Below are 25,297 nucleotides of genomic sequence, written 5' to 3' on the forward strand. Positions count from 1 at the left end.
TTATGCGTATCACCCTGAGCGAGTCAAAATGGGTGCGATAATTAGTGAATATTATATATTTATTATAGTGGCGGTATTTCCAGTCATTATAACTAGGTTCGGAGCGTGTATCGTTTTTTTAATGTACACGTAATGTAATCGCGTGAAGCGATTCCTACGATTTTAATCGTAGGTAGTTCAAAAACATTGAAGGCAATACCAAATTTTTCTTTGGACATTTCGGCAACATCTCCGGCAGCTTCCATGGCCTTTTGACTTAAGTCTTTGAAATTTTCCGGTTCTAAATCTTTGGAATCTTCGGCGATAAACCGCTTGGCAATCTTTGTGTCATCAATGTCCATGCCGGCTTTCATGCCAAAGCCGATACCTTTGCCTAAAACAATCCATTCAGTATGATTTTGGTCTTCAACTAAGGCAGCGTTATTATTATAATTTTTGATGAATTTCACGTTTATATCCCCCCTTTTTCTTATAATTGGTATATCTAATAAATTTAATGTTAACGTTCACAGATAATACTTGCAAATGAACTTTTTAAATAAAGCTGGTTGCATTCAAAAAACTTAATACTGATCTTTTTAAAGCGCTCACTTGGTGAGTTATTGGGACAAATCAGTGAGAAAAAAGCTGATATTGCAATAATGCAAACGTGTGCGATAATTTTAAAGCAATTTCGAAAAAAACTTAAAGAAAATCAAATAAAGGGTTTACAAAAAATAAAAATAGGCTATAATAAGAATTGTTGATGAAACCGATTGCATTAAAAATGCAACCGTTTCTACAATTTTAGCAATTATTTTATTGTAAAGGAGTTATAAGGATGAAAAATTCATTCAAAGAAATTTTTACCTTCGAATTTTGGCAAAAATTTGGCAAGTGCTTAATGGTTGTTGTTGCCGTTATGCCTGCCGCCGGTTTGATGATTTCTCTTGGGACAGTCATTCCATTGATTAATCCTAAGATTGGTTTTTTGGTATCACTTGGGGCTTTGATGGCTCAAATTGGTTGGGGTGTTATTAACAACCTGCATATCTTATTTGCCTTAGCTATTGGTGGTAGCTGGGCTAAGGAACGTGCTGGCGGTGCTTTTGCTGCGGGCCTTTCATTTATTTTCTTAAACAGTGTAACCGCTGTTGTTTATGGGGTTACTTCAACTGATATGTTAACTAACTCCAAAGCTTATGTTCATACCATTTTTGGGACAAAGATTGCCGTTGCTGATTACTTCATCAACGTGCTCAACTACCCAGCTTTGAACATGGGTGTGTTTGTTGGTATTATCGCTGGTTTTGTTGGTGCTACAGCCTACAACAAGTACTACAACTTCCGCAAGTTGCCTGATGCTTTATCATTCTTTAATGGTAAGCGCTTTGTTCCACTTGTTGTTATGTTCCGTTCTGTTATTGTCGGTTTGATTTTGGCTGCTTTCTGGCCAGTTGCACAATCTGGTATCAATGCCTTTGGTTCCTGGATTGCTACATCTCAAGACAGTGCTCGTTTCCTTGCACCATTCCTTTATGGTACACTTGAACGTTTGCTCTTACCATTTGGTTTGCACCACATGTTGACTATTCCTATGAACTACACTGCTTTAGGCAGCACATATACTGTTTTGACAGGTGCACAAGCAGGTCACCAAGTATTCGGCCAAGATCCACTTTGGTTAGCTTGGGCAACTGACCTCTTCAACTTGAAGGCTGCTGGCCATATGGCTAAGTACCACTATGTTTTGACACATTGGACACCAGCTCGTTTCAAAGTTGGTCAAATGATTGGTGCTACTGGTACTTTGATGGGTCTTTGCTACGCTATGTACCGCAACGTTGATCCAGACAAGCGTGAACAATACAAGTCAATGTATATCTCTTCAGCACTTGCTGTCTTCTTGACAGGTGTTACTGAACCATTGGAATACATGTTCATGTTTATCGCAATGCCACTTTACCTCGTTTACGCTGTTATCCAAGGTTGTGCCTTTGCTATGGCTGACTTAGTTCATCTTCGTGTTCACTCATTTGGTAACATCGAACTTTTGACTAGAACACCAATGGCACTTAAAGCTGGTCTTGCCGGCGATCTTATCAACTTCGTTTGGGTATCTATTCTCTTTGGTGTTATCATGTACTTCGTTGCCAACTACATGATTAAGAAGTTTAACTTTGCAACACCAGGCCGCAATGGCAACTACAATGATGATACTGTAAGCGATGCAAGTGCAACATCTGCTACAACTTCAGATGGCAAAGCAGATCCTAACTCACAAGTTGTTAAAGTTATCAACTTGCTTGGCGGTCGTGCTAACATTGAAGACGTTGATGCCTGCATGACACGTTTGCGTGTAACAGTTAAGGATCCTTCTAAAGTAGGCTCTGAAGAAAATTGGAAGCATGCTGGTGCTTTGGGACTTGTTATCAAAGACAAAGGTGTGCAAGCTGTTTATGGTCCAAAAGCAGACGTTTTGAAGTCTGATGTGCAAGATATGCTTGATTCAGGCGTTGAAATTCCTGTTGTTGATTTTTCAGGCAATGAAGCTAAAGAAGAAACAAAAGCTGAATTTAAAGGTGTAACTGAAGAAGTTGCCAGTGTTGCTGATGGACAAGTAATTAAGATTGAAGATGTTAAAGACCCTGTTTTTTCAAAGAAAATGATGGGTGATGGTTTTGCCGTTGAACCAACTGGCAAAGAAGTTTATGCTCCTGTTTCTGGTAAGGTAACCAATGTCTTCCCAACAAAACATGCTTTAGGCATCACAACTAAAGATGGTCTTGAAGTATTAGTTCATATGGGTCTTGACACAGTTGAACTTAAGGGCGCTCCATTTGATGTCAAAGTCAAAGAAGGCCAAGAAGTTTCACGCGGTGACCTGCTTGCAGTGAGTGATTGGGATCAAGTACGCCAAGCTGGCAAGGGGACTACAGTTGTGGTTGCATTCACAAATATGACAGCTGTAAAGTCAGTTAAACTGAACAATCTCGGTCAAATGTCTGCTAAGACAGTCATTGGAACGGTTGAGCTTTAAAATGTCTTGCAAAAGGGGCTGGTTTTGACCAGTCCCTTTTGTTATCTTAAAAAGAGTTATGGTGAAAGGAAAGAGTAAGATGGCAAATTTTTTAACTTTGAATACCCATTCCCTGATGGGCGAAAATATTGAAGCTAAACTGCAAAGTTTAGGCGAAATGATTTTAAAAAAGGATTGCGATGTGGTTTGTCTGCAAGAAATTAATCAGGAAAAAGACAGCCCTGTTATAGGGCCAATTGATAACTTTTGTCCTGTGCCAGACCAGTTTCCCCTGCATGAAGATAATTATGCTTTAGCTTTAGTGCGTTATCTCAAAGACAAGGGGGCTAACTACTACTTCAGCTATGCCTACAACCATATCGGCTATGATCATTTTAATGAAGGGGTGGCTATTTTAGCAAAAGAACCGCTGGAATCCCAAAGTTTTGTGGTCTCCAAGACCGATGATCCGACTGATTATCATACGCGCCGCATCTTAGTTGCTAAGACTCAAATTAACGGTCAAGAGCTTTATGCCGTCAGCGCCCACTTTTCTTGGCTTAAAGATGGTTTTTTAGCTGAATGGCAAAAAGCGGTTCAGGCTTTGGCACAAAAGCATCCTTTGGTGGTGATGGGGGATTTTAATAATCCTGCCCAAACCAAAGGCTATCAAGCTATTTTGGACAGTGAACTTGGTTTACAAGATACCTACCAAGCTGCCAGAAAAAAAAGCGGCGGGCCAACCATTGAAGCTGATATTGACGGCTGGGAAGGCAATAGCGAGGCTTTAAGAATTGATTTTATCTTTGCCACAGCGGAATTTGAACCCGTTTTAAGTGAAGTTGTGTTTGACGGGCAGACAGGTCCGGTGATTAGTGACCATCGGGGCGTATTTTGTCAAACTAAATAGCAAAAAAAGCAGCCTAAGGCTGCTTTTTTTATTTCAATTAAAAAGCATCCGCCACAGGCAGATGCTTTTATTGTTAAATTGAGTCAGCGTTTTTAAAAGTAACCGGTAAAGTGTACTCCATTTGTGCCAGCTGCCCATTTGGATTAGTAATTCTTGAAAGCAAAACATTGACTAAGACGGAAGCGATGTCGCTTAACGGTTGGATGACAGTCGCCAATTCCGGATGGTAGGTTTGAATAAGCTCCGTACCGTCAAACCCGGTAATTTTAAGATTTTCGGGGACTTTGAGCTGTAATTCCTTAGCTACCTGCAAAACTAACAGGGCTGTCAAATCATCGGTGCAGACAATGCCGTCGGGATGGCAATTAGTGAGCAGTTCTCTGATCGAATACAATTTTAAAGAGGCAGACTCGGTAAAGCTGACCGTATGTGTATGTCGAGATAAGCTTAGTTCATCAATGGCATCGCAATACCCCTGCAAACGTTTATCAGTCGGATTGCCGCTTTTTTGCGGGTTACCCAAGAAATAAATATGTCTGGCACCGGCTTGGTAGAGGGCCTTAGTTGCCAGCATTGTCCCTTGGTAGTTGTCGCAACTGACCGTGGGGACGGTATCAGATAAATGGCGGTCAAAGGAAACAATCGGCAAGCCGACATTATTGTATTCTTCAATTCCCAGGTTGTGAGCCCCGGCAATAATGCCGTCAACCTGGTTAGCCAAAAGCATTTTTAAGTAGTCGCGCTCTTTTTCTTTATCCTGGGCCGAGTTGCACAAAATCACCTTGTATCCGGCGTTAAACAATCTTTCTTCCACATGCTGCACCAATTCAGCGTAAAAAGGATTGGTGATGGAAGGAAAGATGACCCCAATTAAATGGGTGCTTTTGCCGTGTAAAGAGCGAGCTAGGGAGTTGGGTTGATAGTTTAGTTCATCCATGGCTTGCATGACTTTTTGCCGCGTTTTTTCGCTGATATAGCCATGGTTATTAATGACACGTGAAACAGTCGTAGGTGATACACCGGCTCGTGTCGCGACATCTGTCAGTTTTGGTCGCATAAAATCGTCCTTTCACTTTAGATGCTGCGCATTTTCCAGAAGGTACCGCGGAAAGCAACGGCTTGGTCGGCTTTCAGGTTAATTTGACGGACACCGGGTTCCATAAAGAAACGGGATGTCATCGTAAATTGGCCGCCGTTAACAAAGATTTCACATAAGGAATTATCGATAAAAATATCTAAGTCAAGTGCAGCATGCGGCTTAATTTCAGCTGTGCGGGTTGTCTTATAATCCGTTGCGAAACTTTGACCGCAATCAGTCCGGTCTAAAGTTAAAGTTCCGGCTTCAGTATCGAAAATAACTTTGAGACTTTGTTTTGTTTGAGGATCATAGGCTAGATTTAAAGTACCTTGTTGGTTAGCAGCTAGAGTTAATTTTACTTCATATTGGTTGCCACTGTCTGCGACAAGTTCTTGGACTTGTTGGATAGCAGGCGTAGCTGTTAAAGGCTGGCCGTCGTATCTGAGGTCAGCCATAGCTTTGACTGGTCTTAAGTATAATTGTCCGTCCTTGAGCGTTAGTTCTTTGACCTGACTTAAACAATGAGCCCAGCCTTCGTTATCGGAAGGGTAGTCCACATCAGGCAAGCCGACCCAACTGATGGCATAGACTTTACCGTCTGGCGCATTGAAAGCCTGGCTGGCATAAACGTCAAAACCTTCGTCAAAGTTTTTAATTTGATGGCTGCTTTCAAACTTACCGGCATCTAAGCGGACTTTATCACCGACTAAATAGCAGTTAGGGTAAATGTCATCATAAGCGCAGGCGCTTTGAGCCATGCCTTGCGGACAGAAAAGCAAAACCGGCTGGTCATCGATAAAGACTAAGTTAGGGCATTCAATCATATAACCCATATCTTGGTCAGTAAAGTCCAAATAACCGATTTCAGTGAATTTTTCGAGATCTTTAGACTTATATAAGATGATTTTACCCTTTTTAGTTGCTTCATCTTGAGCACCAATGATGACGTAGTAGGCGTCACGGTGCCAAATGAGTTGCGGATCACGGAAATGTTCGCTCACTTCTTTAGGCTGTTCAATTAAAGGCTGGGGCAATTTGGTAATCTGGTTATTTTCATCCATAACAGCACCTAATTGATGCGGGTGACGGACCCAGTTTTCATCACGTTCATTACCAGTATACATAATGAAAAGTTTACCGTTAACTTCTTTAGCGGAACCGGAGTAAGCCCCATGACTGTCATATTTGCAGTCGGGCTTTAAGGCAAGGCCTAAAGGTTCCCAGTTGACTAAATCTTTGGAACGCAAGTGGAACCAAGATTTAAGACCATGCACAGCCCCAAAGGGATAAGCTTGATAAAAAACATGCCAATATCCATTATAATATGAAAAACCATTAGGGTCATTAAGCAGACCGGAACTTGGCATAATATGATAGCCTAATTTAAAAGTTGATTTTAAAGCGTTGGCTTGCAATTCTAATAAAGTTTGCGCACTCCAATCTCCATAAGAGCGGTAACGCATTTCACGAGTCCATTCCATATACATACCTTCCTGTGTGATAAAGATTGATTTTTTTGAAAACGTTGTCTAAATACATTTTTATTGTAGCGTTAATTGAAACTTATGTCAAACGTTTAACATACTAAAACACTGATTTAATAAGGATTATGAGGTTAACTAAATTTTTTTTTGAAAAAAACATGATAAACGATTGACATATTTCAAGAATGCGTTATCATAGTATTTGTAAGCTATGTGAAACGCTTACGGAAAATCATTTTTATTAAGCAATTATTATAGGATTATGTTAAAGGAGTGAATCTCATGGATCACAAAAAAGTTGCTCAAGATGTTGTTGCAGCTGTTGGTCGCGACAATATGCTTGGTGCTGCTCACTGTGCTACACGTTTACGTCTTGTTTTGAAAGACGACACTAAGGTTAACCAAAGAGCTTTGGATACTAACCCAGATGTTAAAGGTACTTTTAAGACAAATGGTCAATATCAAATCATCATCGGACCAGGGGATGTTGATTTTGTTTATGATGAATTAATCAAAGCTACTGGTTTGAAGGAAGCTTCAACTGATGAATTGAAGCAGGTTGCTGAAAGCGGCCAAAAGAACAATCCGGTTATGGCCTTCATCAAACTTTTGTCAGATATCTTTGTTCCACTTATTCCAGCTTTGGTTGCCGGTGGTTTACTTATGGCTTTGAACAACCTCTTTACTTCTGAAGGGTTGTTTGGTGCTAAGTCTTTAGTTGAAATGTACCCAGCTTTGGGCGGCACATCTTCAATGATTTCTGTTATCTCTGCTGCTCCATTTACCTTCATGCCTGTTTTGATTGGTATGTCTGCTGCTAAGCGTTTCGGCGGTAACCAATTCTTAGGCGCTACAATGGGTCTGATGATGACGATTACAGCTACAAATCCAGCTGCTATCCAAGGCCTCAAGTACTGGGATATCTTCGGTTTGCATGTTTCATTTTCAGCTTATACCGGCCAAGTTATTCCTGTTTTGGCTGCTGTTTGGATTTTGTCAATTTTGGAAAAATGGTTCCACAAGCACTTACCATCAGCTGTTGACTTTACATTTACACCATTACTTTCAACATTGATCACAGCCTTTGTTACTTTTGCAGCTGTTGGTCCTGTAATGCGTGCTTTGTCTGATGCTGTTACAAATGGCATTGTATGGTGCTACGATACTTTAGGCTTTGTTGGTACAGGTTTGTTCGGTGCTGTTTACTCACCAATCGTTTTGACTGGTTTACACCAAAGTTTCCCAGCTATCGAAACTCAATTGCTTACAGCCTTCAACTCTAACCACACTGGTTATGGTGACTTTATCTTCGTTGTTGCTTCTATGGCTAACATGGCACAAGCTGCTGCATGTTTTGCAATCTTTACTTTGACAAAAGATTCAAAGACAAAAGGTTTGACATCATCTGCAACTGTTTCTGCTTTGCTCGGTATTACAGAACCTGCTTTGTTCGGTGTTAACTTGAAGTACCGCTTCCCATTCTTCTGCGCTTTGATTGGTTCATGTGTTGCTTCTGCATTTGCTGGTTTGTTCCACGTTATCGCTGTTTCCTTGGGTTCAGCTGGTGTAATCGGCTTCTTGTCAATCTACGCTAAGTCAATTCCAATGTACGTTTTGTGCGAAGCTATCAGTTTTGCAATTGCCTTTGCTGTAACATACTTCTACGGCAAGAGCCACAGCGATTTAATGTTAGCTGTTGAAAACCCAGCTGGTGATGCTACACCAGTTGATGAAAACACTGCTGAAGCAAATGCTGTTTCCGGTGTTGAAAATGGTGAAGTTTTGGCTCCTATTGATGGCAAGTCCGTTGATTTAAGCCAAGTTAACGATCAAGTTTTCTCACAAAAGTTGATGGGTGACGGCGCTGCTGTTGTTCCTAGCGATGGCACAATCTATGCACCTGTTGATGGTGAAATCACAGTTGCTTACAAGACAAAGCATGCATATGGTATTAAGGGGGACAATGGTGCCGAAGTCTTGCTCCACATCGGTATTGACACAGTCAACTTGAAGGGTGAAGGTTTCACTTCTAATGTAGCTCAAGGCCAACACGTTAAAAAAGGCGACATTTTAGGGACTGTCGACTTGGACGCCGTTAAGAAGGCTGGCTACGATACAACTGTAATGGTTGTTGTTACTAACACCAAGAACTATGCTAGTGTAACTCGTGTTAACCACGAAGATGTAAAGCATGGTGACAACTTGATTGCTCTTACAATCTAATAATTGATCTAATGTGTTAATAAAAGAAAAACATCTCTTCACTGTGAAGAGATGTTTTTTTGATCAAAAATATGCAACCGCTCGCTTGGAAATCTGCTATACTTGATTGAGAAGGCTTACAAAGGGGATGTGATCATGACAACACTAGCTGATGTTGCTAATGAAGCCAATGTGTCGAAGATGACCGTTTCGCGGGTGATTAACCACCCGGATCAGGTGACTGATGAATTAAAGGCTTTAGTCTTTCAAGCGATGCAAAAGCTCAATTACCGGCCAAATATCGCAGCTAAAGCCTTAGCTAGCAATAAAACGCAGGTCATAAAACTTTTTATCCTGGAGGAAATGTCAAATGTTGAGCCCCACTATATGAATCTGATGATTGGTTTGTCACGGGCTTTGAGTCAAAAACAGTACTCCTTGCAACTGATGACTAATAAAAATTTTGATATCGGCGGCTGTGACGGATATGTTATTACTGGAATGCGTGACAAGGATTATGAATGGATTGGCCGGTTGGAAAAGCCGGTCGTTTTGTATGGCGAAAATAATTACGGCTACGATTTTGTAGATATTAACAACCAAGCAGGCGGAGAATTAGCGACAAATTACGCTCTTTCCTGTGGATATCAGCGGATTGTTTTTGTCGGAATTAATCTACGTGAGCCTTTTGAATATTCCAGGGAACGCGGCTATTTAAAGGTGATGCAACAGCATTTACTGGAACCTGAAATAGTCCGCATTAACAACCATTCACATACTAGTGAAGCTAAAATCAGTCAATTATGGGAGAAGTATCCTAAAAAGACGTTTTTTGTCTGTGCAAGTGACCGGCTAGCAGTGGGTGTGGAGCGCGCTATTCAAAATAAAGGCGGTAAAATTCCAGAAGATTATGGCGTGATTGGTTATGATGGCGTCTTTTTAGACAAAGTTGCCTCCCCGCAACTTACGACCATTAAGCAGGATATTGTCAATTTAGGCGAAATTTGCGGAGAAATGCTGCTTAAAAAAATTTCCCAAAAAGGCCAAAAGCAGGGCTTTAAGTTAATTGAACCAACTTTGATTAAAAGAGGTACAACCTAGATAAAAAATAAGCGGCGAGGATTTCCTTGCCGCTTATTTTAGGTTGAATATTAATGACTTTAGTTGCAGGATGATTGATGATGCGATTTGTTATCGATAACATTATGAAACCGCTTGCGTTGAAAGCAAATTGAAGCTACACTCATAATTGAATGAAAAACGATTAAGGGGGCCGACTGCTGTGGGAATTAAAAAATATCAAGATCGGATTATTTATCAGGTGTATCCCAAAAGCTTTAAAGACGCAAATGGAGATGGTATCGGCGATTTACGCGGTGTCATCAGCAAATTAGACTATTTAAAAGATCTCGGTATCAATACTTTATGGCTTAATCCAATTTTTGTATCACCTCAAGTTGATAATGGTTATGATGTTTCAAATTATTATGCGTTAGATGAGAAAATGGGGACTTTACGTGACTTTGATGAATTAGTTAAAAACGCACATAAATTAGGAATTGATGTGATTTTAGATTTTGTGGTCAATCATACATCAGATCAACATCCATGGTTTAAAGATGCTTTAGCAAATCCCGATAGTCTATACCGTGATTACTATATTTGGCAAAAAGGGCGTCACGATGCTTTGCCAAATAACTGGGGTTCTTTTTTTGGTGGCAGTGTTTGGGAAAAAGATCCCCAAGATGAGGATAGTTATTACTTCCATTTATTTGACAAAAGGATGCCGGATTTGAATTGGAGAAATCCTGAAGTGCGGAGGTCCATGATTGACATTGCCAAGTTTTGGATTGATCATGGCGTTGACGGCTTTCGTTTAGATGCCTTTATTCATATCGCTAAGGCTGATTTTGCACAAAATATGCCGTCACATGGCAAAAAAGGACCGCAAGTTGCGGAGATGTTCTTTGCTAATCTCCCGCTCGTTCAAACTTATTTGCATGAATTTATTCATAACTTGCGTGAGTATAAAGCAGATCTCTTTATTTTGGGTGAAGCAGCTAGTGCTGATATTGATTTGGCAGTTGATTACACTGATCCGAAAAAAGAATTATGTGACACAGTGGTAACTTTCCGTTATTTTGAAAATGACCAAAGCAAATTAAATCCAGCTTTGCCTGCCTTCGGTCAGCCTTTACCACTTCGAATCGATATCTTTAAAGATACGATGGTTTCATGGCAAAAGAGGCTGCAAGGTATCAGCTATCCTACACTGTACTTAAATAATCACGATTTGCCACGAATTTTAACCAAGGTAGCTAAAAACAGTGCTCATAAAAAAGCTGCTGCCAAAATGTTGGCAACCTTGATGTATTTGCAACGGGGTTTAGCTTGTGTTTACTATGGTGAAGAAATCGGGATGGAGGCGGCCGTGCTCGACAAGATTGAAGATTTTGAAGACCAGCAGGCAACGGCTTTTTATCATGAAGCCTTGAAAGCAGGCCTTGCTAAAGAGGAAGCTTTAAAAATGCTTTCTGAAAGTCACAAGATGGCTTCTAGAACGCCAATGCAGTGGAATCATGCTGAGTACTACGGCTTTTCAGCCACCAAACCATGGAAGTATGGTAAGGAAAATGGTGTCAATGTAGCGGACGAGCAAGCCGATCCTAGCAGTATTTTGAACTACTATCGGCAGGTTTTACACTTAAAGCAAAAGCCACTCTTTATTGAAGGAAACTTTGTTTTGGAAGATACCAGTGATGATTTGTATGTTTATACGCGCATGCTCAATGACAGTATAGCTTATATTATTTGCAATTTGTGCGATAAGACGGTCAAGTATCAGGTAAAGGGCAGCCTTTCTGATAAGCATATCGTCTTGCAAAATGGGAATCTTAGCCTGGATGAGGATAATGTCTTGACGCTAGCTCCATTTTCAAGTTTAGTTTTTATGACAGAATAGGGGGATTTAGATGGAAATTTCAGCACTCTATCATCGTCCAGATAGCGAAATGGCTTACCTTAAGACCAAAGATGTCTTTCAGATTCGCCTGAAAACCAAAAAAGATGATGTAAAACAGGCTATTTTGCTCTACGGCGATCCTTATGGCAATAAAGTTAATGAGAAAGATGAAAGTACTTGGGAACATGACGAAATCGTCATGAAAAAATTATTTTCCAGCCGTTTCCATGATTTTTATCAGGCTGAAGTCGTGATGCCATTGCATCGTTTGCAATATGCCTTTCATTTGGTGGGGGCTGATGGTCAGGAAATTTTATATGATGACCGTAAAGTCATGTCATATTCAATTGCTAATATTGATAGGTTAGATTGTTTTCGTATGCCTTACTTGCATGAGGTTGACTGGATTAAGACGCCGGATTGGGTGAAACGCACGGTGTGGTATCAGATTTTCCCCGAAAGATTTGCCAATGGGGATAAAACTAATGACCCTCAAGGTACTCTGCCATGGGGCAGTGCAAATCCCACCCCAACGAACTTTTTTGGCGGTGATTTGAAGGGTATCTATGACCATCTGGACTATCTTAAAAAATTGGGCGTGAATGGACTGTATCTGTGCCCTATTTTTAAAGCAAGTTCCAACCACAAATATGATACGATTGATTATTTTGAAGTCGACCCTGCTTTTGGTGATAAGACGATTTTAAAAAAATTGATTGATAAAGCACATGCTATGGGGATGCGTGTCATGTTTGACGCTGTTTTCAATCATATGGGCGATTTTTCGATGCAATGGCAGGATGTTAAAGAAAAAGGTGCGCAGTCGCGCTTTGCAAAATGGTTTCATATTAACCAATTCCCTGTCTCATATAAAGAGACCGCTAACGCAGAGCATGCAACAGATTTGACCTATGAAGTCTTTGCTACGACCCCGCATATGCCTAAAATTGATACCAGTAACGCAGAAGCCAAGGAATATCTGCTGGAAATTGCCGAATACTGGATTAAAGAATTTGACATTGACGCATGGCGTTTAGATGTTGCCAATGAAATTGACCATCATTTTTGGAAAGAATTTTACCGGCGCACGCATGCTTTGAAAGCTGACTTTTATGTGGTTGGTGAAGTTTGGCATAGTGCCCAGCCGTGGCTTTCCCAGGAAGAATTTGATGGCGCGATGAATTATCCGTTTACGGAAGCTATTACGCTACATTTCGTCAAAAATGCGATTTCTTTAAGCCAAATGCTTTCGATGCTTGAAGAGCATTTGATGAAGTACCGTGATCAAACGAACCAAGTTATGTTAAATGCGATGGATACGCATGATACGGCGCGTTTGCTGACTTTATGCCATGGTGACAAGGATTTACAAAAGCAGACGCTGGCCTTCATGTTTATGCTGCCAGGGACTCCTTGCATCTATTATGGAACGGAAGTCGGATTAGATGGCGGTTATGATCCAGGCTGCCGCAAGTGTATGATTTGGGATGAAACAAGACAAGACCGACAGATGCTTAAATTTATGCAACAATTGATTCATTTGCGGTTGGATGAGACTGCAGCCTTGTCTTTTGGAACACTTGAATTTGTACATGCTGATGATAAAAAAGATTGCTTTGAAGTGATTCGAACTTGGGGGCCAAAGAAGTTGCACGCTTGGTTCAATTTGGGTCAAGAACCGCTGACTTTTGCAAGCTCAGGTAACATTTTAATGTCACAGTGTGTGAGTGGCAAAACAATTGAACACCGTGGCTTTGTGATTACACAGGAATAATATGGGCTGGGAAGACGTGATTTTCCCAGCTTTTTTTGTTGTAAAAAGGGTTAATCTTTTATGAAAACGGTAAACTTGTTACCGATAACAATTTGTAATCGGTTGCATAACTTTTTTAAATGCAACATAATTAGAGTTGTAAGAAAACGAATTACCTAGAGGGGGATTTACTATGAACAAATATGTGAAAAATGCTGGTGTCGTGGCAGCCGTTTTGGGAGCAACATTTTCGTTAGCAGCTTGCGGAAATAAGAGCAGCGATTCAGCTTCTGCCAAGAAGACCATCACTATTTCGGTTGATAAAGGTTATAAGAATTATATCAACGATATCAAGGGCAAGTTTGAAAAGGATAACAACGTCAAGGTTGTCGTTAAGACCAAGGATGCACTTTCAACCTTGGATGCTTTGAAACTTGATGGGCCTGCCGGCAAAGCACCAGATGTTATGATGGCGCCATTTGACCGGGTTGGGGTGTTAGGCAAGCAGGGTCAATTAGCCAATGTTAAATTAGTTTCAGGACGTTATGATTCAAACGCTAAGAAGTTAGTTACCTTGAATGGCAAACAATATGGTGAACCGGCGGTTATTGAAACCTTGGTTGCTTACTACAACAAAGATTTGATTTCACAAGCACCAAAGACCTTCAAGGATTTGGAAGCTATCTCAAAGGACAGCAAGTATGCTTATGCTAACGATAAGACAAAAAATGTCGGCTTCTTATGCCAATGGACGAATTTCTACAATGCCTACGGTTTAATTAAGGGTTATGGCGGCTATGTCTTTGGGAGTAATAACACCAACCCTAAAAAGATTGGCTTAAACAATGCTGGTGCGGTTGAAGGGTTGACTTATATCACCAATTGGTTTACTAAGGTTTGGCCAAAAGGGATGCAATCAACGACATCAAACGAAAACTTTATCACTGACCAATTTACGTCCGGTAAAACAGCAGTTGTTATTGATGGACCATGGATGGCAGCAACTTACAAAAAGGCTAAGGTCAATTACGGGGTATCGACCATTCCAACTTTAGATAACGGCAAGAAATATCAAGCCTTTGGCGGTGGCAAAGCTTGGGTTATTTCCAAGTACACCAAAAATAAAGCATTGAGTCAAAAATTCATCGACTATTTGACAAATGACAAGAATCAAGAAAAATTCTACAAAGATATCCAAGAAATTCCGGCTAACAGCAATGCCCGCAAGTATGTCGTCAAGCACGGGACCGAATTATCCAAGGCGGTTATCAATCAGTTCGAAGATGCGGAACCAATGCCTAACTTGCCAGAAATGGCCGAAGTTTGGACCGGGGCTGAAAACTTGGTTGTCAATGCCGCTTCCGGTAAGCAGACACCAAAGCAAGCAGCTGATGCCGCTGTTAAGCAAATCAAACAATCCATTGAACAAAAATATAAGGACTAAGATCAGGGTATTTTAGTTTAAAAATAGGCATAAAGGAGGAGTTAATGTGGAGAAGCTAGATCCTAAAAAAAATATGTGGCTGTCGCTTTTGCCGGGTTTGGGGCAATTTAAAAATGGACAAAAAGCTAAAGGCTGCATCTTTTTAGGCATTTTCTTATTATTTGTAATCGAAATGATTGTTTTTGGTGCTGGTGCGCTAAAGGGTTTAGTAACTTTAGGCACGGTGGCTGGCCGCGATCATTCCATGTTTTTGATGGTTAGAGGGACCTTACAAGTCTTGCTGACAGTGATTTTTGTGATTTTTTACGGGGCCAACCTGCTGGATGCCAAGCATACGGCTGAAAAAATCAATCAAGGAAAGGATATTCCAAAGACTTTTAAAGAATTGGGTCAATCGATTGTTGAAGGAGGCTTTCCTTACCTGCTGACTTTTCCAGCTTATATTTTGATGATTTTTACCATCATTTTACCTGTCTTTGTGACCTTGCTGATGGCTTTCACCAATTATGATTTCAACCACATTCCGCCGGCTTCATTGATTTCCTGGATAGGCCTTCAAAATTTCCATGATATGTTCATGCTGAGCTCTTACCGGGCAACGTTTAATGCGGTCTTTGGCTGGACAGTCATTTGGACTTTATGTGCTTCAACTTTGCAGATTGTCTTAGGGGTCTTTACTGCTGTGGTAGCTAATCAAGATTTTATTAAAGGTAAGAAAATCTTTGGGATTATCTTTCTTTTGCCATGGGCGGTACCGGCTTTTGTGACGATAATGAGTTTTTCAAATATCTTCAATGATTCAGCCGGTGCCATCAATGTCCAGGTGATTCCATTCTTGAATCATTTCTTGCCGGTTAACATACCTCAAATCAGCTGGATGACCGATCCGTTTTGGACTAAAGTGGCTTTGATCATGATTCAAGGCTGGCTGGGCTTCCCATATATTTACGTTTTGGTAACCGGTATTTTGCAGTCTATTTCGCAAGATTTATATGAAGCAGCAACAATTGACGGAGCTACTTCCCTGCAAAAATTCAACCACATTACCTTACCGGCGATTTTAGGGGTAGCAGCACCAACCTTTGTGACGCAATACACCTTCAACTTCAACAACTTCTCTATCATTTACCTCTTCAATAACGGGGGTCCCGGAGATGTTGGCGGCGGGGCCGGTAATTCAGATATCCTCATTTCATGGATTTATAAGCTGACAACCGGGACAACGCCGCAATATGGGTTAGCTTCGGCGGTAACCTTGATTATTTCGGCAATTGTGATTTGTGTTTCTTTGGCCGTCTTTAAGAAGACACGTGCTTTTGAGATGGATTAGGAGGGGTTTGATGGCAGAACAAATCAAAATTAAAAAAGCCGGTTCGATTAAAAGAAGCCGCTTTTTGAAACATTTTTTGACCTATTTATATTTGGTCATTTTAGCGGTAATTATCATTTATCCACTCCTGATTACGACGATGACGGCCTTTAAGCGCAGCGATGTGGTGGCCTTTACCTTAGATTTTTCAGGTCCATGGACTTTGAATAATTTCAAAGAATTATTTACCAATACCCTGTATGGAACGTGGTATGGCAATACGTTGGTTATTTCCATTTTTACTATGATTATCCAGGTAGCTGTTATTACGCTGGCAGGCTACACTTATTCGCGGTATAACTTTGTCGGCAAAAAATGGTCGTTAACCTTTTTCTTAGTTGTTCAAATGGTGCCGACGATGGCTGCTTTGACAGCATATTATGTCTTAGGAATGCTCTTAGGCGGGCTTGACCATGACTGGTTCTTGACTTTGATTTATATCGGCGGCGGGATTCCTATGAATACCTGGCTGATGAAAGGCTATTTTGATACAGTGCCGTATGATTTTGATGAATCGGCTAAGTTAGACGGGGCCGGCAACTTCACGATTTTTTGGAAAATTGTGATGCCGCTGGTAAAACCAATGATTGCCGTGCAAGCTTTGTGGGCCTTTATGGGACCATTTGGCGATTACATGACAGCCCGCTACCTTCTGCGTGAAGAATCAAACTTGACGGTGGCGGTAGGATTGCAGGAATTTATTTCCGATCCTAAAGACCAGCAGGTCGCCTTATTTGCGGCCGGGGCTATCTTAATTGCCTTACCAATTTGTGCCTTGTTCTTCTTCTTGCAAAGATATTTTGTTACAGGTTTAACCGCTGGTGGTGCCAAAGGGTAAAGCTTGCCCCTAATGGTGTGCTTAGGGGCAATACAATAAAATAATTGCTAAGGGCCTAGCAGTATTTGCTAGGCTTATTTTGAAAAAACTCTGCAAACGGTTGCAAAATGTGTTATAATTACAGTAACATCAGAAACGAAATGAGGTTGTAAAGATGAATGAAAAATTTCCGGCCAGCTATTTTGCAGCCTGGGCTTCACCGAAAAAAATGTTTGCGAACCGTAAACAATTAAAATTGTGGCAAATGCTTTTTGTAGTAGTTTTTTTGTTTATGCTAATGTTGATACCGGTTCCATTATATTATCAACACCAGCAAAAAGTTGATCTTAACGCGTATATGCCGGTTGTCAAGCAGATGCTGTCCAATCAGCAATTAGACCGTATCGTGAAGAAGACGGACTTTTCTAATGACCAATATCATTTCCAAAAAAGTCAGGTTATTAAGCAAAAAAAAGGCCAGCTCATTGGGATTAATTTAACTAAAAAACAGGTTAATAAAGCCAAAGCAGCCGTCGTTTTGTGCGATAAATATTTCTATTTCAGGGAACAAGGTATCACCTATAAACTGTACTATGCCAGCACTTTAACGCCTACCAGCGGTAAGTGGCAAGAGCAGCTGATTAAGACTTGGTACCTGCGTAATAAAGCACAAATTGCCTTTTCGATGATGGTTTTAGTGGGCAGCCTGTTTTTGATGACAGACCTGTTAATTTTAGGCGTGGGCAGCTTCTTCTTATGGCTAGGCAAGCATAGTCCAGCCATAACCATTGATTCATTTAAGGAATCCTTGAATGTGATGTTAAACATCTTGGGACCAGCATCTTTTATCGCCTTTGCTTTAGGAACATTGCATTTTGATATGGCTTTGATGCTGATGATACAATCGCTTGCAGTCGTCATTTTATTCTTGGTTGTTTATGCAAAGACGCATTTTAACGATTATTATCTGGCAGAGCATTAGATAAATTTAAGGGGCTAAAAAGCCTCTTTTTTTTAGTCTTAGGCGTTGAATACGCTATAATAGACTTGTAAATGAGGTGAGGTAAAGAAGATGGAAAAAGCAGCAATTTATCACCGCCCAGAAAGTGAAATGGGCTACTTAACCAACCATAAGCAATATTGTGTGCGCTTAAAGACGAAGCATAATGATTTTAGCAAAATTAAGGTGCTGTATGGTTTGCCTAAAGAGCCTGCTTTAAACCAAGTTGAAGGTGATACGTGGGCTTTTGACCAAATGGAAATGGTCAAAATTTTGGCTAACAGCAAAAGCGACTATTGGGAAGCTTTCTTACCTGTGATGGATAAGCATAAGTTAGTTTATGCCTTTCATTTGCTGGCAAATGATGATAGCGAATATTTATATGATTCGAAAGCCGTTAAAACATATAATTTGAACAATGTCATGCAGATGCGGGGCTTTGTGACCCCTTATCTGCAAAATGAAGGGGCTTTTTATGACGAACAATGGGCTAAAAAGACCATTTGGTACCGAGTTATGCCAGACCGCTTTGCCAATGGCGATGAGCAGACTGATCCAGCTAATTGCAGCCGGTGGGATGACAAACCAACTCAAGCCAGCCTTTTTGGCGGCGATTTGCGGGGGATTAGCGATCATTTGAATTATATCAGTCGCCTCGGCTTTAATGGCCTATATTTGACGCCTTTTTTTGCCGCTTATTCAAGCCACAAATTTGATACGATTGACTTTTACCAAGTCGATCCGGCCTTTGGTACCAAGGAAACCCTTAAAGAATTGATTGCGCAAGCGCACCAGCATAATATGCATGTGATGGTGGATATTTCTTGCAGCCATCTGAGCGATTTTTCACTGGAATGGCAGGATGTGCGCCAATATAGCGAACAATCATCTTATGCCCAATGGTTTTTGATTGATAAATATCCCGTACGCTATGTTCCCGGAGATATTGCCGATTATGCCAAGACTTTGACTTATGAAGCTGTTGACCATAATCCGCACCAGCCTAGGTTAAACCTGGGAAATCCCGAAGTGCAGAATTTCTTTTTAGATGTGCTTACTTATTGGACCCGGCATTTTGGGATTGACGCCTGGTGTTTAAATGATGCGGACGAATTGCCGGAAGCTTTTAAATTGAAGCTCAAATTAAGTTTGGAAGCTTTGGATAAAAATGTTTTATTAGTTGGCAAAAGCCATTTTCAAACGATGCCTTTGGCGGAAAATGTTCTAGCAGCCAGTTTTGATAATGCTTATGCCTTTGATATTGAAAGTACCTTTATCAAAAATAGCTTAGCACCATCTGATTTAGCAGAAAGCCAGGTTAATGAAGCTATTAAAAATAAAATGGCGGCGTTAAATATCATTGAATTAGATGGACCGGGAACGATTCGGCTTAGCGAGATGTGCCAAGGAAATGAAGCTTTAATGAGGGCTATTTTGGCTTTCAGTTTTGTGCAGGTGCAAACACCAAGTGTGTTTTATGGAACGGAAGCGTTACTTTCAACCCAAAAAGTGCAAGCGCCGTCCGAAGATGAGATCGATATTTTTAAATTTGAACCGCAAAATCCGGCCTTGCAGCCGACTATGGTGTGGATAAAAGAGCAGCAAAATGAAACAATGGAGCGGTTTATCACCCAGCTTACATCGATGCGGCGTAAATATGTCGACCTCTTTACCCAGGGCAGTTTTGAATGGGGACAGATTAATAACAAAGCAGGTATTATGACCTTTGTCCGCAAATATCGCCATGAGCGCTTCTTTATGTGCTTTAATTTAGGCTATGGCAGTATTAAGATTGTTGTGCCTGAAAATGCGCAGCTGATTTTGAGCCAAAATTTGCTTAACAAAGATGCACGGTTAGGCCAGTACGGCTTTATAATTGTAAAATTGTAGCTGACACAATATGCGATAAATTAGTTAATTAGTGCGTATTTCTTCATTGAAAAGACACTGATTCAAGCTATAATGAATATCAAAGCGAAATGCTTGATAAACTTTCCAATATATACCATATAAAAAGATGTCCCAAGCTTCCCAGGCAGGGACATTTTTTTATCAAAAAAGCCGGTAAATTGTGGTTGTCGGCTTTTTATTTTAAATTAAGTTAACTTTTTTTAAGGCATTTTGAGCCTGATCAAGCTGATATAAGGCAAAAAGGCTTAGAGCAAAAATAGGTATAAGTGTGAACATTACACCGATAGAATAATTATTTAACAGTAATTCCAGGATGAAGTGAAAGATAATAGGTGTAGCTAGGCCGTTAGTGATTAATCTTAATGCATAAGACAAGTCCAAAACAGAAGGCACAAAGCATTTCTTTAAAGGTAAGAAGAGCTTTGAGCAAGTCCAAGAGATTACGGATGCTCTAAACGCTCCTATACCGCAAAAGACAGCGAATGCAAAAGGGTTAGTGCGGTATCTGATACATATGGACAACCCCGAGAAGTACCAGTACAAGCGAGATGAGATTATCTGCCACTGCGGGGCTGATATTGAAGAGTATTTTGCCCTTTCTTTGAGTTCTAGACGTGCTGTTCTTCGGGAGATGATGGAGTTTATCTTAGATAGCAGAATTGAGAGCTTTGCGTCCTTTTTGCGATATTGCTTGAGTACTGGACAAGATGAGTGGTTCGATATAGTCGCTAATAATAACACGTTAGTTATTAAAGCTGCGATCGATTCGATATATCAAGAGAACCATCCTAAAGAAGAAAAGAAAGACTACTTAGCGGATAATATAGCTAAAGTGAAAGAAATGGCTAAAAAGGGCTAATTTTTTTCGAGCTCGATGCTCGGGAAAAATTACAGGAATGATTGCGTAATAGATCAGCAATCATTCGAGCGATACTTTTTGATAAAAAAGTGAGCTAGTGGGTAGGCTGAAAGTCTACCCACTTTTTTGCATAGACTTATGCAAAAAAAAAACAGCCTCGCAGAACCCACTATACTTCACTATACTTTATTTTTTATCTATACTTCGTTCTAATTTCGACAGTTTTTCAAGTGGCTTTTTTATAGCTTGTAAAATTTTGCCCCCAAAAAACAAGATTTAAATTCTCTGTTAGATTGAGTTTATTCTGGAAATAGGAGGGCAAAAAAATGCCAAAAAACTTTGTAGTAGCTACCATGAAAAAATTTAACTCAAGTAATTTGGGTGGTATCGAGATTCATAACGAACGAAAGACCAGTAAACATTCAAATAAAGAAATTGACCCGTTAAGATCTCGATTTAATTTTGACCTAGTTAAGGTTCAAGGTGAGTCGTATGTTGATTGCGTCAATAAGAATATTTCTCTAAATCGGAAAGGTTCTTGGAAAGTAAGGAAAGATGCTATCGTGCTAGCTGAATGGGTTGTTTCAGCTTCACCAGAGGCTTTTATCGGTATGGAGAGTAAGCAGATTCGTGAATATTTTGCCGAGTTGGTTAAATATTTTGGAGAAAAATTTGGCAGTGAGAATGTAGTGTATGCTAAAGTCCATATGGATGAAAGTACACCGCATATGCATATGGGTATTGTCCCTATTACTCAGTATAAGAGACTATGTGCTAAAGATGTATTCGATCGAAACACGTTGAGGGACGTTCAGAGTGAATTGCCAAAGAGATTGAAAGAATCGGGGTTTGATGTTGAACGAGGCGAAAAAGATAGCAAGCGTAAGAAGTTGACCGTTTCCGAGTATAAAGAGATGAAGAACGAGTTGGCGAGTTTAGAGCAGTCTTACGAGATACAACTAGAGAAGAAACGTGAACTTGAGGCTCAGCAGAGGGTTTTAGAACAGCAAAATAAGGCGTTGCAAGTTGAGTTTGATAGTAAAATATCACACGTTACAAACACTATTAACTCTGTTTTGAAAGAACATGATGTTATTCCAGCTGGTGATGAGCCTGTTTATTTCTATGATGGGCTTCAAAAGACTATTTTTATGGGGTCGGTTACAGACTTTATAAATACAGATACAAAGGTTCTAGCTCGTATTTTGAAACCGGAGAAGTCTATTGCTAATGATATGGAATTTATTTCGAATGATGATAGTACACCAGTAAATAATGTTAAAGAATTTGAACAGTCTGCCAGTGAGACGTTTAAGGATATACGAAAACAGTTAATTAACAATATCGATCGATAGAAAAAGTCTTTAGTTAGATATTTGAATGGTGTTACTGATAAAGTCAATATTGGACAAGCTAAGATAACGTCTAAGGTTAAGGAATGGATAAATCCGGATCTAGCAGCCTATACTGAAGAAACGGTTGTTGATGGTGATGTTTTGGGAGAGAGTAATCGCTTTTTGTATGTAAACCCAAAACCTAATGAACTCAAGAATGTATTATCACCGGCAAGGTCACTTCTTGATGTTGATAGAAGTTTTGGGAAAAAAGATAAGTCTAGCAGACCAAGAGCAACCTTTTTGAAAAATAGTAGTGTTGCTTAGGGCTAATGATCTTTTGATCGATTTTAGCACGCCTGAGAGAGCTAGAGAGATTGCTAAATACGCCTAAAGTTGCTCGTGCTAGCCGTACAAGAGCTTCTATGCGTAGATAGCTTGTATTTGCTATACTTAAATAGCATTCGGCGCTAACCGATTGCAATTCCTGTTTGGGATTGTGAAAGGAGGTGAGCGAAGTGCACTATCTTTTCGTAACTTAAGTATAACACAAAACAAAAATCGGAGGCGAGAGCCAGCAGGAAGTAGATGTCAAAGCAAGGGGCAAGCGACAGCGAGACGCCGTAGGGCAACCCTTGCTTTGACTGCAGTAACAAGACACTGAGAGCTAAGGAAAGGCATGCAATGACTTTCCGACGCCTGAACGGCGAGTGGAATAGCGGTCAAGCTGGCTCAGCTTGTGGGTGTGGGTGAAACCCACAAAGTATACTTTTAATTTCGTGTTGATTTAGAAAAATTTATTTGCTATTCTTTATAAAGAATGGGGTGTTAAAATGTTTAAAAAAATTTTGCTTAGTTTAGTTGCTGTTTTTTGTTCTTTTATTTTTTTGAGTGTGGGCAATAATGCTTCTGCAAACTCAGGTTATTGTAAACCGGTATATTATGCAGCGAATGGATATTCTTGTAGGTATAGAAATGGTAAGTGGGATTATAAAGTCACGAAGTCACCTTTTGAAGCTGTTACAGGTGTTATGGCTAATGGTTGGGTAAGTTCTCTTGCTGGAGGATATTACCATCCGAATTATAGAGGATAAGTATAATGTCGAAAATAACAGAGGAAGAGATTATTAACGATGTTTATAATCTTATAGTAGATGTTGATGTTTACGAAGATGAGCGTGCTATACTTGTTAATTTTAAGAATAGAATGACTGGTAAAGCTGATTTTAAGAATGAATTGATGAATTTAGAAGTTGGGTTGCGTCAGCTAGCAATTAAAAATTTATCAAAGAATAAAAAGATGAGTTCTGCGGTTGGTAACTTCTATAAAAAAATTTCCAGTTATGGACAAATAGAGCTGAATTGGGCTCGTGGTTTGGTTATGACGGGCTGGATGTTTTAAATTTAAAATAAAAGGGACTTAGATTTATTCTAAGTCCCTTTTATTTGGATATGGTATACTTTATACCGTAAATAAAAAAACATAACTTGCAGTCATACTCTTTTTGGCGAAAGATACTGGAAGTTATCCTAGAGTAAAATTATAAGGTATTGTGCCCTTTTTATCAAATAGAAAATTCGTAAAGTATAGCACTATACTTTTTTTGCTAACTGATTGAATGATATTCGAGAGATACCTCCTTGATGAAAGTTATGTATTTAGGAGGTTTTTTTATGGAAAAAAGTAAAGATCAACGAGCAAGAATGTGGACTTTTGTAGTCTATCCCGAGAGTGCACCTGAGAACTGGCGGGATATTTTGAGTGATTATCATATTCCTTGGGTCGAGAGTCCGCTCCATGATAAGGACGTAAACCCTGATGGCGAGGTCAAGAAAGCTCACTGGCATATTATCCTGTTCTTTGACGGTAAGACTAGGAGTATCGCTAAAAAAGTTGGTTAAGTACATCAAGGCAAAGAGAGTCGAAGATAAAATTGCTGAAATTAAAAAAGAATGTTTAAAACTATTGTAGTAGGACCAGCCTAAAAAGGCTGATAGAATTAGGCCGCGACAAATCGCCTCTTCAAAAAGGCTGCCAGTAAAAGTACTTAACAAGGCTAAAGGCAGGTATTTGGAATGAAGCATTGCTTTTAGGCTAGCTAAAGGGCTAGCAAGCATAAAGAGCAACAGGCAAAATGCGAATAATAAAAGATATATCTTGTTAAATTGGTTAGTCTTTAAACGAATAGGCGTTACTTTAAATGTTTTTAAAGCAAAAAAAGCAATTCAAAGTGAAAGCAGTGCAATAAATAAGTTTAGCAATGTTTTGAAGAGCAGCGTCTCATCAAAAAAGAACATATTTGCTGCAAAAAAAATAATAAATAAAACAATTCCCCAATATAATTGTCGTACCCACGACCATCTAGTTTCAACCATTGTCATCACACTCCCAAAAGATATTTTTTTGTAATAATTGAAGCGAAAAAAGTTAAATTCAATATTTTAGCATTGCCATTATAAGGGAAATTTAATATAATGTAAAGTGAATGTTAATCGTTTTTTAACAAAGGCATAAGCGTATGCTTTGAGGTAAAAAATGAAGCAAAGTGAAATGCTGTGACATATAAAATATGCAGCGTTTTGGTAAAGGATATAGATTAAAAAGGATGATGCATGAGAAGGTTGTTTATATATTAGATAATTACAATTTGCTTAATTTATATTATTTCAAGTGTTAATCAGACTAATTGGAGGGGACTTACATGAAAGAAAAATTTTTACATGTATTGCGTATGCTTTGGTATTTTTTGATTGGGCTAATTTGCTTGGGGCTTATTTTGTTATATTTGGGTGATGTTAAAACGACAGGTCTCAAATTTGCCTGGTATCAAGTTTATTTGCTGATTACGGTCTTGTTACTACCTTTTTTCAGAAATATGCATCCCAATTGGTTTAGCGCCAAATATGCAAATGACAACCAAAATAAATTGGATCAATATCACAATCAAACGGCTGCAGCAGCCAAACCAGGCCCGTGGTCAACAAAGGGAGTTGGCGTTAATCCTTATGAGTATTCAACGCTATACACCATTTCATACGATTACGGTTATGGCTTTATTAAAGCACTAGTGATGAGTACCTTGTTTATTTTATTTGCACCGCTCTTCTTTTTTGTGGGACTGAAGCAAAAATAGCTAATAAAAAAGGTCGCTGGAATCTTCCAGCGACCTTTCTTT

The 25,297-nt window shown here is 39.7% G+C and carries 21 protein-coding genes and 2 pseudogenes; 19 read left to right on the forward strand and 4 right to left on the reverse strand.

Features of this window, described 5'->3' with window-relative positions; translation table 11 throughout:
• Positions 1-92: 92 nt before the first annotated feature.
• Complete coding sequence (locus BMX26_RS06585; protein ID WP_075530651.1) at positions 93-449, reverse strand: CAT RNA binding domain-containing protein; 357 nt, start codon at positions 447-449, stop codon at positions 93-95.
• Positions 450-820: 371 nt separating this feature from the next.
• On the opposite strand from BMX26_RS06585, the gene BMX26_RS06590 reads away from it, so the two are divergent.
• Both BMX26_RS06590 and BMX26_RS06595 read left to right on the forward strand, forming a co-directional pair.
• Entirely contained in the window at positions 821-3,019 is a 2,199-nt protein-coding gene (locus BMX26_RS06590; RefSeq protein ID WP_075530652.1) for a PTS transporter subunit IIBC, read from the forward strand.
• 79 nt (positions 3,020-3,098) lie between these two features.
• The gene (locus tag BMX26_RS06595; protein ID WP_075530653.1) at positions 3,099-3,908 is read left to right on the forward strand and encodes an endonuclease/exonuclease/phosphatase family protein; all 810 of its coding nucleotides are present in this window, start codon (positions 3,099-3,101) and stop codon (positions 3,906-3,908) included.
• A 73-nt stretch (positions 3,909-3,981) separates the two neighbouring features.
• On the opposite strand, the gene BMX26_RS06600 is transcribed toward BMX26_RS06595, so the two are convergent.
• Entirely contained in the window at positions 3,982-4,965 is a 984-nt protein-coding gene (locus tag BMX26_RS06600; RefSeq protein WP_075530654.1) for a LacI family DNA-binding transcriptional regulator, read from the reverse strand.
• A 17-nt stretch (positions 4,966-4,982) separates the two neighbouring features.
• Positions 4,983-6,467 (reverse strand): sucrose-6-phosphate hydrolase, encoded by a 1,485-nt coding sequence (locus BMX26_RS06605; RefSeq protein WP_075530655.1) that lies wholly within the window; start codon positions 6,465-6,467, stop codon positions 4,983-4,985.
• Between the two features lie 285 nt (positions 6,468-6,752).
• Here BMX26_RS06605 and BMX26_RS06610 point away from each other — a divergent pair, with 285 nt between their 5' ends.
• The 16 genes and pseudogenes from BMX26_RS06610 to BMX26_RS06680 all read left to right on the forward strand — a co-directional run bounded on the left by BMX26_RS06610 (position 6,753) and on the right by BMX26_RS06680 (position 24,023).
• On the forward strand, positions 6,753-8,693 hold the full coding sequence (locus BMX26_RS06610; RefSeq protein ID WP_075530656.1) for a sucrose-specific PTS transporter subunit IIBC: 1,941 nt from the start codon (positions 6,753-6,755) through the stop codon (positions 8,691-8,693).
• A gap of 135 nt (positions 8,694-8,828) precedes the next feature.
• Positions 8,829-9,773 (forward strand): LacI family DNA-binding transcriptional regulator, encoded by a 945-nt coding sequence (locus BMX26_RS06615; protein WP_075530657.1) that lies wholly within the window; start codon positions 8,829-8,831, stop codon positions 9,771-9,773.
• Positions 9,774-9,954: 181 nt separating this feature from the next.
• On the forward strand, positions 9,955-11,634 hold the full coding sequence (locus tag BMX26_RS06620; protein ID WP_075530658.1) for an alpha-glucosidase: 1,680 nt from the start codon (positions 9,955-9,957) through the stop codon (positions 11,632-11,634).
• Between the two features lie 10 nt (positions 11,635-11,644).
• Positions 11,645-13,408, forward strand: coding sequence for a glycoside hydrolase family 13 protein (locus BMX26_RS06625; protein ID WP_075530659.1), 1,764 nt, complete (start codon positions 11,645-11,647; stop codon positions 13,406-13,408).
• Positions 13,409-13,580: 172 nt separating this feature from the next.
• A complete protein-coding gene (locus BMX26_RS06630; protein ID WP_075530660.1) occupies positions 13,581-14,831 on the forward strand; it encodes an extracellular solute-binding protein in 1,251 nt (416 codons plus the stop codon).
• A gap of 73 nt (positions 14,832-14,904) precedes the next feature.
• Positions 14,905-16,161, forward strand: a complete 1,257-nt coding sequence (locus BMX26_RS06635; RefSeq protein ID WP_173647631.1) for a carbohydrate ABC transporter permease — start codon at positions 14,905-14,907, stop codon at positions 16,159-16,161.
• A 10-nt stretch (positions 16,162-16,171) separates the two neighbouring features.
• Positions 16,172-17,038 carry a sugar ABC transporter permease gene (locus BMX26_RS06640; protein WP_082272503.1) on the forward strand — a complete coding sequence of 289 codons (867 nt, stop codon included), beginning with the start codon at positions 16,172-16,174 and terminating at the stop codon, positions 17,036-17,038.
• A 154-nt stretch (positions 17,039-17,192) separates the two neighbouring features.
• The gene (locus tag BMX26_RS06645; protein WP_075530662.1) at positions 17,193-17,999 is read left to right on the forward strand and encodes a maltodextrose utilization protein MalA; all 807 of its coding nucleotides are present in this window, start codon (positions 17,193-17,195) and stop codon (positions 17,997-17,999) included.
• A 90-nt stretch (positions 18,000-18,089) separates the two neighbouring features.
• A complete protein-coding gene (locus tag BMX26_RS06650; protein WP_075530663.1) occupies positions 18,090-19,907 on the forward strand; it encodes an alpha amylase N-terminal ig-like domain-containing protein in 1,818 nt (605 codons plus the stop codon).
• A gap of 433 nt (positions 19,908-20,340) precedes the next feature.
• A pseudogene (locus BMX26_RS09900) lies at positions 20,341-20,499 on the forward strand (Rep family protein); the annotation flags it as partial.
• A gap of 30 nt (positions 20,500-20,529) precedes the next feature.
• Complete coding sequence (locus BMX26_RS09905; protein WP_412771408.1) at positions 20,530-20,787, forward strand: hypothetical protein; 258 nt, start codon at positions 20,530-20,532, stop codon at positions 20,785-20,787.
• A 326-nt stretch (positions 20,788-21,113) separates the two neighbouring features.
• Positions 21,114-22,142 carry a MobV family relaxase gene (gene mobV, locus BMX26_RS06660; RefSeq protein ID WP_075530665.1) on the forward strand — a complete coding sequence of 343 codons (1,029 nt, stop codon included), beginning with the start codon at positions 21,114-21,116 and terminating at the stop codon, positions 22,140-22,142.
• Between the two features lie 21 nt (positions 22,143-22,163).
• Positions 22,164-22,448, forward strand: a complete 285-nt coding sequence (locus BMX26_RS06665) for a hypothetical protein (RefSeq protein WP_075530666.1) — start codon at positions 22,164-22,166, stop codon at positions 22,446-22,448.
• Positions 22,449-22,954: 506 nt separating this feature from the next.
• Complete coding sequence (locus tag BMX26_RS06670; RefSeq protein ID WP_143454876.1) at positions 22,955-23,215, forward strand: garvicin Q family class II bacteriocin; 261 nt, start codon at positions 22,955-22,957, stop codon at positions 23,213-23,215.
• Positions 23,216-23,220: 5 nt separating this feature from the next.
• Positions 23,221-23,523, forward strand: coding sequence for a bacteriocin immunity protein (locus tag BMX26_RS06675; RefSeq protein ID WP_075530667.1), 303 nt, complete (start codon positions 23,221-23,223; stop codon positions 23,521-23,523).
• Between the two features lie 272 nt (positions 23,524-23,795).
• Entirely contained in the window at positions 23,796-24,023 is a 228-nt protein-coding gene (locus BMX26_RS06680; RefSeq protein ID WP_082272505.1) for a Rep family protein, read from the forward strand.
• 39 nt (positions 24,024-24,062) lie between these two features.
• Here BMX26_RS06680 and BMX26_RS09910 read toward each other — a convergent pair.
• Positions 24,063-24,239 (reverse strand): annotated as a pseudogene (locus BMX26_RS09910) (hypothetical protein); the annotation flags it as partial.
• A 584-nt stretch (positions 24,240-24,823) separates the two neighbouring features.
• On the opposite strand from BMX26_RS09910, the gene BMX26_RS06685 reads away from it, so the two are divergent.
• Positions 24,824-25,255 (forward strand): hypothetical protein, encoded by a 432-nt coding sequence (locus BMX26_RS06685; RefSeq protein WP_075530668.1) that lies wholly within the window; start codon positions 24,824-24,826, stop codon positions 25,253-25,255.
• The last annotated feature ends 42 nt before the right edge of the window (positions 25,256-25,297 follow it).

Source organism: Ligilactobacillus sp. WC1T17 (assembly GCA_900110005.1).
GTDB classification, from domain to species: domain Bacteria; phylum Bacillota; class Bacilli; order Lactobacillales; family Lactobacillaceae; genus Ligilactobacillus; species Ligilactobacillus ruminis_A.